Source organism: Methylopila jiangsuensis, from assembly GCF_027922305.1.
Classification (GTDB): Bacteria; Pseudomonadota; Alphaproteobacteria; order Rhizobiales; family Methylopilaceae; genus Methylopila; species Methylopila jiangsuensis.
This window is the reverse complement of record NZ_BSFK01000009.1, coordinates 65,495-79,139: the sequence shown is the minus strand read 5'-3', so window position 1 is coordinate 79,139 and position 13,645 is coordinate 65,495. Positions and strand designations below refer to the sequence as shown.

13 protein-coding genes and 1 pseudogene are annotated in these 13,645 nt (G+C 70.5%); 10 read left to right on the top strand and 4 right to left on the bottom strand.

All coding sequences use genetic code 11. The features are described from left to right. Positions 1-37: 37 nt before the first annotated feature. Complete coding sequence (locus PKE85_RS09220) at positions 38-460, bottom strand: OsmC family protein (RefSeq protein ID WP_271204444.1); 423 nt, start codon at positions 458-460, stop codon at positions 38-40. 93 nt (positions 461-553) lie between these two features. Continuing rightward, positions 554-1,507, bottom strand: a complete 954-nt coding sequence (locus tag PKE85_RS09215; protein ID WP_271204443.1) for a YihY/virulence factor BrkB family protein — start codon at positions 1,505-1,507, stop codon at positions 554-556. Between the two features lie 97 nt (positions 1,508-1,604). Between PKE85_RS09215 and PKE85_RS09210 the strand changes: the two genes are divergently transcribed. Next, entirely contained in the window at positions 1,605-2,549 is a 945-nt protein-coding gene (locus tag PKE85_RS09210) for a DMT family transporter (RefSeq protein ID WP_271204442.1), read from the top strand. Between the two features lie 37 nt (positions 2,550-2,586). Beyond that, a complete protein-coding gene (locus PKE85_RS09205; protein WP_271204441.1) occupies positions 2,587-4,269 on the top strand; it encodes an acyl-CoA dehydrogenase family protein in 1,683 nt (560 codons plus the stop codon). Between the two features lie 94 nt (positions 4,270-4,363). Here the strand turns inward: PKE85_RS09205 and PKE85_RS09200 are convergent, their stop codons facing one another. Continuing rightward, complete coding sequence (locus tag PKE85_RS09200) at positions 4,364-4,780, bottom strand: protease inhibitor I42 family protein (protein WP_271204440.1); 417 nt, start codon at positions 4,778-4,780, stop codon at positions 4,364-4,366. Between the two features lie 179 nt (positions 4,781-4,959). On the opposite strand from PKE85_RS09200, the gene sbmA reads away from it, so the two are divergent. Further along, entirely contained in the window at positions 4,960-6,225 is a 1,266-nt protein-coding gene (gene sbmA / locus PKE85_RS09195; protein WP_271204439.1) for a peptide antibiotic transporter SbmA, read from the top strand. A gap of 49 nt (positions 6,226-6,274) precedes the next feature. Here sbmA and PKE85_RS09190 read toward each other — a convergent pair whose 3' ends face one another. Then, positions 6,275-7,492, bottom strand: a complete 1,218-nt coding sequence (locus tag PKE85_RS09190; RefSeq protein ID WP_271204438.1) for a penicillin-binding protein activator — start codon at positions 7,490-7,492, stop codon at positions 6,275-6,277. A 133-nt stretch (positions 7,493-7,625) separates the two neighbouring features. Between PKE85_RS09190 and rsmI the strand changes: the two genes are divergently transcribed. The 7 genes and pseudogenes from rsmI to arsB all read left to right on the top strand — a co-directional run bounded on the left by rsmI (position 7,626) and on the right by arsB (position 13,636). Beyond that, on the top strand, positions 7,626-8,558 hold the full coding sequence (gene rsmI / locus PKE85_RS09185; protein WP_271204437.1) for a 16S rRNA (cytidine(1402)-2'-O)-methyltransferase: 933 nt from the start codon (positions 7,626-7,628) through the stop codon (positions 8,556-8,558). Continuing rightward, positions 8,555-8,929, top strand: a complete 375-nt coding sequence (locus tag PKE85_RS09180) for a YraN family protein (RefSeq protein ID WP_271204436.1) — start codon at positions 8,555-8,557, stop codon at positions 8,927-8,929. The genes rsmI and PKE85_RS09180 overlap by 4 nt, the downstream gene beginning before the upstream one ends. Before the next feature lie 25 nt (positions 8,930-8,954). After that, complete coding sequence (gene gshB, locus PKE85_RS09175) at positions 8,955-9,911, top strand: glutathione synthase (protein ID WP_271204435.1); 957 nt, start codon at positions 8,955-8,957, stop codon at positions 9,909-9,911. Next, a complete protein-coding gene (mepA, locus tag PKE85_RS09170; protein ID WP_271204434.1) occupies positions 9,908-10,825 on the top strand; it encodes a penicillin-insensitive murein endopeptidase in 918 nt (305 codons plus the stop codon). The genes gshB and mepA overlap by 4 nt, the downstream gene beginning before the upstream one ends. Positions 10,826-10,920: 95 nt before the next feature. Continuing rightward, a pseudogene (locus PKE85_RS09165) lies at positions 10,921-11,568 on the top strand (magnesium chelatase domain-containing protein); the annotation flags it as partial. Between the two features lie 638 nt (positions 11,569-12,206). Beyond that, the gene (locus tag PKE85_RS09160) at positions 12,207-12,578 is read left to right on the top strand and encodes an ArsR/SmtB family transcription factor (RefSeq protein WP_271204433.1); all 372 of its coding nucleotides are present in this window, start codon (positions 12,207-12,209) and stop codon (positions 12,576-12,578) included. Positions 12,579-12,580: 2 nt separating this feature from the next. Further along, the gene (gene arsB / locus PKE85_RS09155) at positions 12,581-13,636 is read left to right on the top strand and encodes an ACR3 family arsenite efflux transporter (protein ID WP_271204432.1); all 1,056 of its coding nucleotides are present in this window, start codon (positions 12,581-12,583) and stop codon (positions 13,634-13,636) included. Positions 13,637-13,645: the final 9 nt, after the last annotated feature.

Below are 13,645 nucleotides of genomic sequence, written 5' to 3'. Positions count from 1 at the left end.
GCCTCGCTTAACGGGCGGTTGAACCCGTGGACCGCCGTCACCCGAGCTTGGCGTCGAAATTGATCTTGGCGTTCAGCACCTTGGAGACCGGGCAGCCGTCCTTGGCCTTGGTGGCGATCTCCACGAAGGCGGCCTCGTCGATCCCCGGCACGGTCGCGGTCACCGACAGGTCGATGGTGGTGATCTGGAAGCCGCCGCCCTGCTGCTCGATCGAGACCGCGGAGGTGGCGCGGATCTCGTCGGGCGTGAAGCCCGCCTCGCCCAGCATCAGCGACAGCGCCATGGAGAAGCAGGAGGCGTGCGCCGCGCCGATCAGCTCCTCCGGGTTGGTGCCCTTCTCGTCGCCGAACCGCTTCTTGAACGAGTAGTTCAGGTCCTGGAGCGCGCCGCTCTCCGTGCTGACCTTGCCCGAGCCCTCCTTGACCGGGCCGTTCCAGATCGCGCTGCCGATGCGCTTCATCGTCGTCTCTCCCTTGATCTTTTGTGGTCGTACGCCGCCGCACGGCGGCTTCGACCCCAGAGGTAGGGCGGGCGCGCGGCTTGGCAGGCCCCCTCAGGCGGCGCGCGCCGCCTCCGCCCGCTTGCGGCGGCGGGCGACGATGGCGGCGTTGAACTCCGCCCCCAGGATGAACAGCGCGGCGCTGACGTTGAGGAACACGATCGCGGTCATGATGCCCGCGAGCCCGGCGTAGGTGGAGGCGTAGTTGGCGAAGCGCGCCAGATAGACGCCGAACAGCGTGGCGCCGCCGAGCCACAGCGCCACGGTGAGGGCCACGCCCGGCAGCACGTCGCGCACCCGCCGCTTGCCCCCCGGCAGCCACAGATGCATGGCGGTGAGCGCCGCCGCCACCACCACCATGGTGACGGCGTAGCGGGCGATGGTGCTGACGGTCTCGAGTCCCACCAGCGCCGCGGCGTATTCCGGAAAGGCGTTCGAGGTGTAGTCGATGGCGAAGCCCCACAGGATCGGCCACAGCACGATCAGGAAGGCGACCGTGATCAGGCCGAAGGCCCCCAGCATCACGAACCAGATGCTCTGCAGCCGCGCCAGCCAGAACGGCTTGGAGGTGGGTGAGGCGTAGGCCCGCCCGAGCGCGATCCGGAGCGACTCCACCGCCGAGGACGACACCCACAGCGTCAGCAGCACGCCCACCGTCAGCACGCCGCCGCGGGGGGTGGTGAGCACCTTCTGCACTTCGGTGGCGAGCGGGGTGGCGACGCCCGCGGGCCAGGTCTCGAAGATCAGCCGCACCGCCGCGCCCGAGGCCTCGCCCGCGCCGAGGAAGGCCGCGAGCGCCGTGACGAAGATCAGGAACGGGAAGATCGCCAGCAGGCCCGACAGGGCCACGTGGCTCGCGATGGCCCAGCCGTCGTCGCGCTCGAACCGGACGAGCGAATCCCAGATCAGCGGGGCGAAGCTCTTGATGGCGTCGCGGGGCTTGGCGGTCATGCGGCGGAAAGGTAGCGCAACCGTGGCGGCGTGGGAGTCGTTTTCGCTGCGGCGCACCCCGCGCGATCGCGGACCGTGGCCCAGCCATCACGGATTCGGAGTTGCGCGGGCGCCGGGTAAGGCGGAGGAGAGGCCTCCCTTACGGAGCCCGTTCATGCCCGCCGTCCTGCTGCCGCCTGTGTTCGTGCTTATCTGGTCCACGGGTTTCATCGTGGCGAAATACGCCGCCCCTCACGCGGATCCGCTCACGTTCCTCTGCCTGCGCTACCTCGGCGCGCTCGTGCTCCTGACGCCGATCGCCTTCGCGCTGCGGGCGGAATGGCCGAAGGATCGTGCGGGCTGGGCCGCCGCGCTCGTGAACGGCGTGCTGCTGCATGGCGTCTATCTGGGCGGGGTGTGGTGGGCCATCGCCCATGGGCTGCCGGCGGGCGTCTCGGCGCTGATCGCCGCGCTGCAGCCGCTGCTCACCGCGCTCGCCGCCGGGCCGCTGCTTGGCGAGCGGCTCGGGCCGATCCGCTGGTGCGGCATCGTGCTCGGCTTCGCCGGCGTCGCCGCCGTGGTGGCGCCCAAACTGGCGGGCGTCGCCGGCGTGGCGACGTTCGGCGGGCCGATCGCCGTCAACGTGGCGGCGGTGGTCGCGCTGACGGCCGCCACGCTGCATCAGAAGCGGACCCTTGGCGACGCCGATCTGCGGACGGTCGCGCCGCTCCAGTATCTGGGCGCGCTCGTGGTCACCGCTCCGGCCGCCTTTCTGATCGAGGACATGCGCGTCGACTGGACGCTCGAAACCCTGTTCGCGCTGCTGTGGTCGGTGGTGGTGGTGTCGATCGTCGCGGTGATGCTGATGCTGGTCATGATCAAGCGCGGCGAGGTCTCCCGGGTCGCGGCGCTGATCTATCTGGTGCCGCCCACCGCGGCGCTGCAGGCTTACGCCCTGTTCGACGAAACGTTGACGCCGGTCCAGATCGGCGGCATGGCGCTGGCGGCCATGGGCGTGGCGCTGGCCGCGCGGGGAACCGCGCCGTCCGCCGAAGGGTGCATTGCGGCAAAGCCCCTCCCCGGCGAGGATGCGGCGAAACCGTCTCATCGGCCGGCCTGACATTCGCGGCCGGCCGTTTTCCTGTCCGGAGTCCGTCATGACCGCCCTCGCCCAGTCCGCCGCGCCGGAGTCCGTAGCCGCGACGGCCCAGCTCTCGGCCGTGCTCCCCGCGCTCGACACCCTGCTGGCGGAAGCCGCAAGCGCGGTCCGCGCCAAGGTGGTCAAGGACGGCAAGATCGATTCCGCCGCGCTCGACCGGGAGCAGCGCGCCACCCACGGCCTCGCCTGGCTCGCCACCTACCGCATGGCGCTGCGCGAGCTGGCCCACTGGGGCGAGCGGCTGGGCGCAGAGGGCAAGTTCGGCGCGATCGAGGAGGCGATCCTGCGCGTGGGCGCGGCCGAGTATCTCGCCCAGATCATCGGCGGCATCCCCATGAACCAGGGCGAGACCGTGCGCGCCCGCGATCTCGGCCTCGCGCCGGACCGCCCGGAGGAGCTGCTCGGCCAGACCGCCCAGGACATCATCGCCGACGGCGGCTCGCCGGAAGCGCGCCATGAGCTGGCCGAACTGATCCGCAAGGCCGACGGCCGCTACGGCTTCGGCGATCCGGCGCTCGACGAGACGCTGGTGCAGTTCCGCGACGAGATGCACCGCTTCGCCGAGGCGGAGGTCGCCCCTTACGCCCACGCCTGGCATCTCGCCAACGCCTACATCCCGCTCGAGACCATCCAGAAGATGGCCGAGCTCGGCGTGTTCGGCCTCACCATCCCGGAGGAGTTCGGCGGCCTCGGCCTCGGCAAGGAGGCCATGTGCGTGGTCTCCGAGGAGCTTTCCCGCGCCTACATCGGCGTCGGCTCGCTCGGCACCCGCTCCGAGATCGCGGCCGAGCTGATCATGGGCGGCGGCACCGAGGAGCAGAAGGCGCACTTCCTGCCCAAGCTCGCCGACGGCTCCATCCTGCCGACCGCGGTGTTCACCGAGCCGAACACCGGCTCGGACCTCGCCAGCCTCAAGACCCGCGCCGCCCGTGACGGCGACGTCTACAAGGTGAACGGCGCCAAGACCTGGATCACCCATCCGGTGCGCGCCGACCTGATGACGCTGCTGGTGCGCACCAACCCGAACGAGCCCGGCCATCGCGGCCTCTCCATGCTGCTGGCCGAGAAGCCCCGCGGCACCGAGGCCGATCCGTTCCCGGCGCCCGGCATGTCCGGCGGCGAGATCGAGGTGCTCGGCTATCGCGGCATGAAGGAGTTCGAGATCGGCTTCGACGGCTTCGAGGTGCCGGCCGCGAACCTGCTGGGCGGGGTCGAGGGCGAGGGCTTCAAGCAGCTCATGAAGACCTTCGAGAGCGCCCGCATCCAGACCGCCGCCCGCGCGGTGGGCGTCGCCCAGTCGGCGCTCGACATCGGCCTGCGCTACGCCGAGGAGCGCATCCAGTTCAAGAAGCCGCTGGCGGACTTCCCGCGCGTGGCCGACAAGCTGGTGATGATGGCGGTCGAGGTGCAGATCGCCCGCCAGATCACCTATTTCGCCGCCCGCGAAAAGGATCTGGACCGCCGCTGCGACCTGGAGGCCGGCATGGCCAAGCTGCTCGCGGCCCGGGTGGCCTGGGCCGCCGCCGACAACGCGCTGCAGATCCACGGCGGCAACGGCTTCGCGCTCGAGTACCAGATCAGCCGCGTGCTCTGCGACGCCCGCATCCTAAACATCTTCGAGGGTGCCGGCGAGATCCAGGCCCAGGTCATCGCCCGCCGCCTGCTGGAGCAGGCCGCCTGACGCCGCGCGCGTCCGCCGCGCCCGCGCATCGGAACGGCCCCGCCTTGACCCGAGGCGGTGCCGTTCGCTTGTCAGCCGCCCGGGCGCCCCGCCGTCACTCCGCGACGAAGGCGAAGTCGAGCGTCCTGTCGACGGTCTTCTCCCAGGGGCGCTTGTAGACCAGCCGAAGCGACGCCGGACCCTTGACGCGGGGCGTGATCGCGATCAGCGCCGTCTCCGGGGCGCCGACCAGCCCCGGGGACGTCCTCGAATTCCGGACCGTCCCGAACGGCCGCTTGACCGCAAGATTGCGCGCCTGCGCCACCTCCCACCCGTAGCCGGTGCTCGGGTTGGTCTTCAGCCTCAGTGTGGACGTGACGCCGGCGGGCAGCCGGATCGTGCGCCCCGCTTCGGCCTCGGACAGGGCCACGCCCTTCGCCCGCGCTCCGATCCTGTCCGTCGCGCACGCGCCGCCGGTCGTCGCCACGGCCATGGCGACGGCGAGAAGACCCGAGACAGCTGCGTTCCGCATAATGACCTCCATGCCTGCGCCGGCCGCCGAAGCGGCCGGACGCCGGATCGAAGCGTCTCGGCGGCGTCGGGGCAAGCGCTGAAACTTTTTCGCGGGTCAGGCCCTCACTCCGCCGCATCCGGCGTATGCGATGCGCGACGATCACCGCCGCGTGACCGCGATTCCGGAGCCCGCCCCTCATGTTCGTCTCGTTCTTCCCGAACCCGAAGCCGTTCTTCCTGTCGGCTCTGGCCTGGACGGCCTTCGCCATCGCGCTGTGGTACGGCGGGGCCGCGGGCGCGGGGGCGTGGATCGGGCTGCCGCCGGCCTTAGGCGACGCGCCGCCGATCATCGGGCCGTCGGTGTTCGTCTCGGCGCCGTTCCTGTGGTTCTACCTCTATTACGCGGTGATGGCCGGGCTGTTCTGCGGCTTCTGGACCGTGACCACCCGCCACCCCTGGGCGCTGTGGTCCACCTTCGGCACGGCGCTGATCATCTTCATCACCTACTTTCAGGTGCAGGTCTCGGTCGCGATCAACAACTGGTACGGGCCGTTCTACGATCTGGTCCAGGCCGCCCTGTCCAAGAGCCGGCCGGTGGAGCTGAGCGAGTTCTACGGCGAGACCTTCGCCTTCACCTTCATCGCCATGGTGGGCGTGCTGGTCTACGTGGTCACGCGCTTCTTCGTGCAGCACTACATCTTCCGCTGGCGCACGGCGATGAACGACTATTACATGTCGTTCTGGCCCAAGCTCCGCCATGTGGAGGGCGCCTCCCAGCGCGTGCAGGAGGACACCATGCGCTTCTCCACCCAGATGGAGACGCTGGGCGTCAGCCTGATCGACTCAGCGATGACGCTGATCGCCTTCCTTCCGGTGCTGATGCGGCTGTCAGGCCCCGTGAGCGAGCTGCCGATCGTGGGCGCGATCCCCGCGCCGCTGGTGACCGCGGCCATCCTGTGGGCGGCCTTCGGCACCACCTTCCTGGCGCTGGTGGGCGTGAAGCTGCCGGGGCTGGAGTTCCGCAACCAGCGGGTCGAGGCGGCCTACCGCAAGGAGCTGGTCTATGGCGAGGACGACGCCGGACGCGCCCAGCCCCGGACGGTGACGGAGCTGTTCGCCCATGTGCGGAAAAACTACTTCCGCCTCTACTTCCACTATCTTTATTTCAACGTCGCGCGCATGTCCTACGTGCAGATCGACAACATCTTCCCCTATCTGATCCTCGCGCCCACCATCGTCGCCGGCAAGATCACGCTCGGGCCGATGCAGCAGATCCTGAGCGCCTTCGAGCAGGTGCGCGCGTCGTTCCAGTATCTGGTCAACTCCTGGCCGCAGATCATCGAGCTGCTGTCGATCCACAAGCGCCTGCGCGGCTTCGAGGCCATGATCCACGGCGGAGCCCTGCCCACGCAGGATCTCGAAGCCCCGGAAGCGGAGGTGGACGCCTCGGGCGCGCGGGTCTGACGGAGCGCGGGCGCCTGGGCCGGAGACGCCTCGGGCGTGGCGGCGCCGCTCAGTCCGCCTGGGCGGTGGCGCCGAAGCTGCGCGGGGCGGGGCTGACGATGCGGGCCCCGCCGGTCTGGATCTGGTAGACGGCGAGCGCGCGCTCGTTCGGCCCGTCGGGCCGGAAGCGGAACGCGCCGTCGATGCCCACGAAGCCCGAGGGGTTGGCGAGCGTCTGGTCGCTCAGGCCGCTTTCGCCCTGCGTCTTGACGATGGCGGCCACGAGCGCGGTGGCGTCATAGGCGAGCGAGGCGGCGCGCACCGGCTCCGAGCCGTATTTCGCCCGGTAGCGCTGGGCGAAGCCGCGGAAGCCGGCGTCGTCGGGGGCCGCGAACCACGCGCCCGCGAGGCTCGCGTCCCGGGTCAGCGCCGGATCGTCCCACAGGCCCGTGCCCAGCAGCTTCAGCCGCTTGAGATTGACGCCGTTGGCGGCGAGCTGCCCCACCACCGCCGGAACGGCCTCCGCCGTGTCGGGGATGAACAGCGCGTCGGCCTGGCCGAGGGCGCTCGCGACCCGCTCCACCGGACCGGCCATCTTGGCCTTGTCGGGGCCGTAGCGCTCCAGCGCGATGACGCGCCCGCCGGCGCGGGTGACCGCCTGCTGGAACGCCGCCTCCGCCACCGCGCCGTAGCCGGTCTCCGGGATCAGCGCCGCGAACGACCGCTTGCCCTGCGAGGCGGCGTAGGACACCACCCGCTGCACGTCGCTTTCGGGCAGGAAGCTCAGCAGATAGACGCCCCGGGCGGCCACGTTGGCGTCGGTGGAGAAGGCCACCACCGGCACGCCCCGCGCCCGCGCCGCCTGCCCCGCGCCCTGCACCGAATGGGCGAACAGCGGGCCCAGAATGAGCTTCGCGCCCTCGTCGGCGGCCGCCTGCGCCGCGGCCCGCGCGCCGGAGGAGGAGCCGCCGTCGTCCTTCACCAGAAGCTGGATGTCGGGCCCGTCGAACTCGGACAGCGCGAGCTCGGCCGCGTTCTTCAGCGCGGAGGCGGCCGCGCCCGCATTGCCCTTGGCGCTGGACGGCAGGATGAGCGCGACCTTGACCGAGCCCTGCCCCACCGTCGGCGCGGGCGCCGGCAGCGGTTCGGACGAGACCTGCGGCGTCGGCGCGCCCTGAAGCGGGTCGAGCCCGCTGTTCTCCCCGCTTCCGCCGGCGCAGGAGGCCAGCGCCAGCGCCGCGCCCGCCGCCAGCAGCGCGCGTGTCAGGGACCGTCGATCGAACGTCATGTCGTCGCCACCGTCGTTCGGCCGAACGCCCCCGCGCCCGACGCGCCGATTGCCCCGATGGTCCACCCGGCCGCTTCCCGCCGAAGCGCGCGGCCGATAGACTGTGATTTCGTGGTAACCGACGAGCGCCCCCATGCCAAGGCCCGCCCCGGCCGAGCCTGATCCCGACGCCGAATCGCCCCCCTCCCGCAGCTTTCTGGTGCGCGGGCATCGGCTGTCCGCGCCCGCTCTCGCGCCCGGCCTGCATGTGGTGGCGACCCCGATCGGCACGCTCGGCGACATCACGCTGCGCGCGCTGGAGACGCTGGCGGCCGCCGACGCGGTGCTGTGCGAGGACACCCGCGTCACCGCCAAGCTGCTCAGCCATTACGGGATCTCCACCCGGCTCGTCGCCTATCACGAGCACAACGCCGCCGAGATGCGGCCGAAGATCATGGCCCGGATCGAAGCCGGCGAGCGCCTCGCGCTGGTCAGCGACGCCGGCACGCCGCTGATCTCCGATCCCGGCTTCAAGCTGGTGCGCGACCTCGCCGCGGCGGACCTTCCCGTCACGCATCTGCCCGGCGCCTCCGCGGTGCTGACCGCGCTGGTGCTGGCGGGCCTGCCCACCGACCGCTTCTTCTTCGAAGGGTTTCTGCCGGCGAAGCAGGCCGCCCGCCGGGCGCGGCTGGCCGAGCTTGTTCGCATGCCGGCGACGCTCGTCATGTTCGACACCGGGCCCCGGGTGGCCGAATCGCTCGCCGATCTGGCGGAGGCCTTCGGGCCGCGTCCGGCCGCGCTGGCGCGGGAGCTGACCAAGCGCTTCGAGGAGGTGCGGCGCGGAGCCCTTACCGAACTCGCGGCCGCGCTGGCGCAGGAGCCGGCGCCCAAGGGCGAGATCGTGCTGGTGGTCGGGCCGCCCGACGATGAGCCCCCGACCAGCGCCGACGACCTCGACGCGCTGCTGGCGGCCGCGCTCGCCCGCGCCTCCGTCAAGGACGCGGTGGCCGAGGTTTCGGCGGCGACCGGCCTGAAGCGGCGCGACGTCTACGCCCGTGCGCTCGACCTTGCGAAAGCCGGCGCATGAGCGACGGCGGCGCCTCCGCGAAACGCCGCGCCGCCGTCGCGCGCGGCCTGTCCGCGGAGACGCTGGTGGCGTGGCGCCTGCGGCTGACCGGCTGGCGCATCCTCGCCCGCCGCTTCTCCGACGGCCCCGGCGAGGTGGATCTGGTGGCCCGCCGCGGCCGCACCCTCGCCTTTGTGGAGGTGAAGGCCCGCGATGACCTGGACGCAGCCCTCGCCGCCGTCGCGCCGCGCCAGCAGGCCCGCATCCGCCGCGCGGCGGAGGCCTTCCTTGCGCGCCATCCCGCTTATGCCGGATATGTGATCCGGTTCGACGTGGCGCTGGTGGCGCCGCGCCGTCCGCCCCGCCTGCTGCCGAACGCCTTCGGGCTGTAGCGTTCCGTTTCGAGGAGTCCGTTCCATGTCGCTTCGCGTCGCCGTGCAGATGGACCCGATCGAGCGCATCAACATCGCGGGCGACAGCACCTTCGCCCTGATGCTGGAGGCGCAGGCCCGCGGCCACAGCCTGCATGTCTACGCGCCCGAGCGGCTCAGCCTGTCGGACGGCGAGGTGGTGGCCCGCGCCCGCCCCGCGGAGGTGCGCGACCTCGCCGGCGACCATGTGACGCTCGGCGACGAGACCCGGCTCGTCCTGTCCCGCGACGCGGACGTGGTGCTGCTGCGGCAGGACCCACCCTTCGACATGGCCTATGTCACCACCACCCATCTGCTGGAGCGGGTGCATCCGAAGACGCTGGTGGTGAACGACCCCGCCCATGTGCGGAACGCGCCGGAGAAAATCTTCGTGCTCGACTTCCCCCATCTGATGCCGCCGACGCTGGTGACGCGCGACCGGGCCGAGCTCGACGCCTTCCGGGCCGAGCACGGCGACATCGTGGTGAAGCCGCTCTACGGCAACGGCGGCGCGGCGGTGTTCCGCCTGACGGCCGACGACCTGAACTACGGCTCGCTGTTCGACCTGTTCTCCACCACCTTCCGGGAGCCGTGGATGGCGCAGAAATTCCTGCCCAAGGTGTCCGAGGGCGACAAGCGCATCCTGCTGGTGGACGGCCAGTTCGCCGGCGCGGTGAACCGCGTGCCCGCCAAGGGCGACCTGCGCTCCAACATGGTGCGCGGCGGCGCCGCCGCCGCCACCGACCTCACCTTCCGGGAGCGCGAGATCTGCGACGCGCTCGGGCCGGAGCTGAAGCGGCGCGGGCTGATCTTCGTCGGCATCGACGTGATCGACGGCTGGCTCACCGAGATCAACGTCACCTCCCCCACCGGCATCCGGGCGGTGAAGCGGCTCGGCGGGCCGGACGCCGCCGCCATGACCTGGGACGCGATCGAGCATCGCCGGGCGGGGGCCGCCGCATGAGGGCCGCGCGCGCCGCGGCCGCCGCCGCGCTGTTCCTCGCCGGCGCCTGCGGCGCCGCCGCGCAGGACGTGACGCCGCAAGGGTTCAGGCTTGGCCCCATGCCGCCGATCACGGCCTCGACCCCCGCGAAAGAGCTGTTCGGCCGGGCGCGGACGCCCAGCGGCGGGCGCGAGTCCTCCATCGGCTTCTACTCCAAGGGCTGCCTCGCCAGCGCCTCCACCCTGCCGCTGACCGGGCCGACCTGGCAGGTGATGCGCCCCTCCCGCAACCGCTTCTACGGGCGGCTGGCGCTGGTCTCCTTCATCCAGCGCTTCTCCAGGAAGGTGGCCGCCGCCACCGCCTGGCCGGGCGTGCTGGTGGGCGACCTGTCCCAGCCCCGGGGCGGCCCCATGCTGAAGGGCCACGCCTCGCACCAGATCGGCCTCGACGTGGACATCTGGCTGCGGCCCATGCCGCCGGCGCAGCTGTCGATGGCCCAGCGGGAGACGCTGATGTCCACGCTGGTGGTGGCGCCGGAGCGCACCCATGTGAACGGCTTCTGGACGCCGGACCACCTCAAGGTGATCCGCGCCGCGGCCACCGACGGCGCGGTGGAGCGGGTGCTGGTGAACCCCGCCATCAAGAAGGCGCTGTGCGAGCAGGCCAGGGGCGACCGAAGCTGGCTGCAGAAGGTGCGTCCCGTCTGGGGCCACGACTATCATTTCCATGTGCGCATCGGCTGCCCGGCGGGCGAGGCCTCCTGCAAGCCGCAGGTGGAGCCCAAGGAAGGCGAGGGCTGCGGCAAGGATCTGGACTGGTGGTTCACCCCCGGCCGCCTGTTCCCCCGGCCGCCGAAGATTCCGCCGAAGCCGCGCCCGCCCATGACGCTGGCCGACCTGCCGGCCGCCTGCACGGACGTCATCCGGGCGCCGTGACCGGCAGCGTGTTCTCTTATTGTTCTTGACGCCGCCATTCGCTCGTCTACGATCCGCCTGAGGCAGAGCGACGGCGGGCGGGGGCGCGGCAGGGCATGGTCACATGGGTCTCCACCGTCGCCTTCGAGGGCGTCGAGGCGCGGGCCGTGGACGTCCAGGTGCAGGTGGCGCCCGGCCTGCCGGCGTTCCATGTGGTCGGCCTGCCGGACAAGGCGGTGACGGAGGCGCGGGAGCGGGTGCGGGCCGCGCTGGTGGCCTCGGGCCTTGCGCTGCCGCCCCGGCGCATCACCGTGAACCTCGCCCCGGCGGACCTGCCCAAGGAGGGGTCGCATTTCGACCTGCCGATCGCGCTCGGGCTGATGGCGGCGCTGGGCGCCCTTCCGCCGGATGCGCTGTCCGACTGCACCGTGCTCGGCGAACTGGCGCTCGACGGCACGCTCGCGCCCGTGTCCGGCGCGCTGCCGGCGGCGGTGGCCGCCCACGCCCGCGGGCACATGCTGATCTGCCCCGAGGCTTGCGGCCCGGAGGCCGCCTGGGCCAGCGCCGACCTGCCCATCGTCGCGCCCCGCTCGCTGATCCAGATCGCGAACCATCTCAAGGGAACCCAGATTCTGGCGCGGCCCTCCGCCAGCCTGCCGGACACCGGCGCCGTGGCCGCGGACCTCCGGGACGTGCGCGGCCAGGAAAGCGCCAAACGGGCGCTGGAGATCGCGGCCGCCGGCGGCCACAACCTGCTGATGTTGTAACCGGTATCAGAAGTAGCGGATTTTCAGTTTGGGATCGGCCGTGGGTCGGCTGGACGGTCAGATATCGAATATGAGAACGTGTCCAAAGCGGCGGAAATTAGCAGGCGAAGCCTGAAGCTGGTGGGGCGCGCGACATCAAGCGAGACTGTAGTCTCGACGCGCAAAAAAGCCGCCCGACTTGAAGTCGGACGGCTTTCGTTTCGGCCACGCCATGATGGTGGCTTTAATTTTTAACGCTCCTACAGCCAACCCTTTGTTTCAGGTTGGCGCACTTGTAATGCCGGCGGCAGCGAAGCGCAGAGCTTTGTCGGCCACGCGGAATAACAGTGGCTTATTGTGTCACTATGCCGGCGAATGTGGCTGCAAGTAAATTTGATCGATGAATTGAAGTTAACGCTTCATAAATGAGGATTTCTGCGTCGAAAGCGTTAGCCAGTTACATTCGACAGCGAGAGATACATCGCTGATTGGGTCGGCCAGAGCTGACCCGCGATCTGGAACGGTCGCTAGGTCGGATTGGCGCCAACAGCGGTCCTGCGCTCCGGTTCCGAAAGCCGACATTCGATTCTGAAATGTCATATCGACATTTATTGATATATCGATATAGCTGCCTTCGCTGACCCTGGAGGCACGGCATGCCTGACCCTTCAACCGACCGGGAAGCTAGCGCCCTCGACTCTCTATCCGCCCTCGGACAGCAGACGCGGCTCCGCATCTTCCGGCACCTCGTCACGACGGCTCCCGCGCCTCAGCCCGCGGGCGGTATCGCCGACGCGCTTGGCTGCCTGCAGAATACGCTGTCGACCCACCTCGCGATCCTCGTGCGGGCCGGGCTGATCACCGGCGTCCGCGACGGGCGCTCGATCCTGTACGCCGCGAACTTCGAGGGCATGCGCGACCTCGTGAACTACTTGCTCGAGGACTGCTGCAAGGGCCATCCGGAGGTCTGCGCGCCCGTCTTCGAGCAGCTCGAGAAGGGCTGCTGCGGCCCGGCCGCCAGGGCCTGACCATGTCCCTGTTCGAACGCTACCTGACCGTCTGGGTCTTCCTCTGCATCGTCGTCGGCGTCGCGCTCGGCTACGCGGCGCCCGGCTTCTTTCAGGCGATCGGCGCGATCGAGGTCGCGAGCGTGAATCTGCCCGTCGCCGTGCTGATCTGGTTGATGATCATTCCCATGCTGGTGAAGGTCGACTTTGCTGCGCTCCGCGAGGTCGGCTCGCACTGGCGGGGCATCTCGGTGACGCTGTTCATCAACTGGGCGGTGAAGCCGTTCTCGATGGCGCTGCTCGGGTGGCTGTTCATCGGCTGGCTGTTCCGGCCGTACCTGCCCGCCGACCAGATCGACAGCTACGTCGCCGGGCTGATCCTGCTCGCCGCGGCGCCGTGCACGGCGATGGTCTTCGTCTGGTCGAACCTGACGAAGGGCGACCCGCTGTTCACCTTGAGCCAGGTCGCGGTCAACGACGCGATCATGATCGTCGCCTTCGCGCCGATCGTCGCGCTCCTGCTCGGGCTTTCGTCGATCACGGTGCCGTGGAACACGCTGGTCCTCTCGGTCGGCCTCTACATCGTCGTGCCGGTGATCGCGGCGCAGGTCCTGCGGCGACAGGTTCTGGCCTTCGGCGGACAGGCAGCGCTCGACCGCTTGCTGGCGAAGATCCAGCCGCTCTCGCTAATTGCCCTGCTCGCGACGCTGGTCCTGCTGTTCGCCTTCCAGGGCGAGCAGATCATCGCGCAGCCGGCCGTCATCGCGCTGCTCGCGGTCCCCATCCTGATCCAGGTCTACTTCAACTCCGGGCTTGCCTACCTGCTGAACCGCGCGACCGGGGAGGCGCACTGCGTCGCCGGGCCATCCGCGTTGATCGGGGCGTCGAACTTCTTCGAGCTCGCGGTCGCCGCGGCGATCAGCCTGTTCGGCTTCAAGTCCGGAGCGGCGCTCGCCACTGTCGTCGGCGTGCTGATCGAGGTCCCCGTGATGCTGTCGGTGGTCTGGATCGTGAACCGCTCGAAGCCGTGGTACGAGGCCCGCGGCGTTCGCGCGGCCGCCCCCGAACCCCGTTCCTGAGGAGGCCAA

Excerpts from the sequence above, each read along its gene's own strand:
- PKE85_RS09180 (WP_271204436.1), top strand. The coding sequence starts at position 8,555 with ATGAGCGACGGCGGCGCCTCCGCGAAACGCCGCGCCGCCGTCGCGCGC.
- arsB (WP_271204432.1), top strand. The coding sequence starts at position 12,581 with ATGTCCCTGTTCGAACGCTACCTGACCGTCTGGGTCTTCCTCTGCATC.
- PKE85_RS09190 (WP_271204438.1), bottom strand. The coding sequence starts at position 7,492 with ATGACGTTCGATCGACGGTCCCTGACACGCGCGCTGCTGGCGGCGGGC.
- rsmI (WP_271204437.1), top strand. The coding sequence starts at position 7,626 with ATGCCAAGGCCCGCCCCGGCCGAGCCTGATCCCGACGCCGAATCGCCC.
- gshB (WP_271204435.1), top strand. The coding sequence starts at position 8,955 with ATGTCGCTTCGCGTCGCCGTGCAGATGGACCCGATCGAGCGCATCAAC.
- PKE85_RS09210 (WP_271204442.1), top strand. The coding sequence starts at position 1,605 with ATGCCCGCCGTCCTGCTGCCGCCTGTGTTCGTGCTTATCTGGTCCACG.
- PKE85_RS09200 (WP_271204440.1), bottom strand. The coding sequence starts at position 4,780 with ATGCGGAACGCAGCTGTCTCGGGTCTTCTCGCCGTCGCCATGGCCGTG.
- PKE85_RS09160 (WP_271204433.1), top strand. The coding sequence starts at position 12,207 with ATGCCTGACCCTTCAACCGACCGGGAAGCTAGCGCCCTCGACTCTCTA.
- sbmA (WP_271204439.1), top strand. The coding sequence starts at position 4,960 with ATGTTCGTCTCGTTCTTCCCGAACCCGAAGCCGTTCTTCCTGTCGGCT.
- PKE85_RS09205 (WP_271204441.1), top strand. The coding sequence starts at position 2,587 with ATGACCGCCCTCGCCCAGTCCGCCGCGCCGGAGTCCGTAGCCGCGACG.
- PKE85_RS09220 (WP_271204444.1), bottom strand. The coding sequence starts at position 460 with ATGAAGCGCATCGGCAGCGCGATCTGGAACGGCCCGGTCAAGGAGGGC.
- mepA (WP_271204434.1), top strand. The coding sequence starts at position 9,908 with ATGAGGGCCGCGCGCGCCGCGGCCGCCGCCGCGCTGTTCCTCGCCGGC.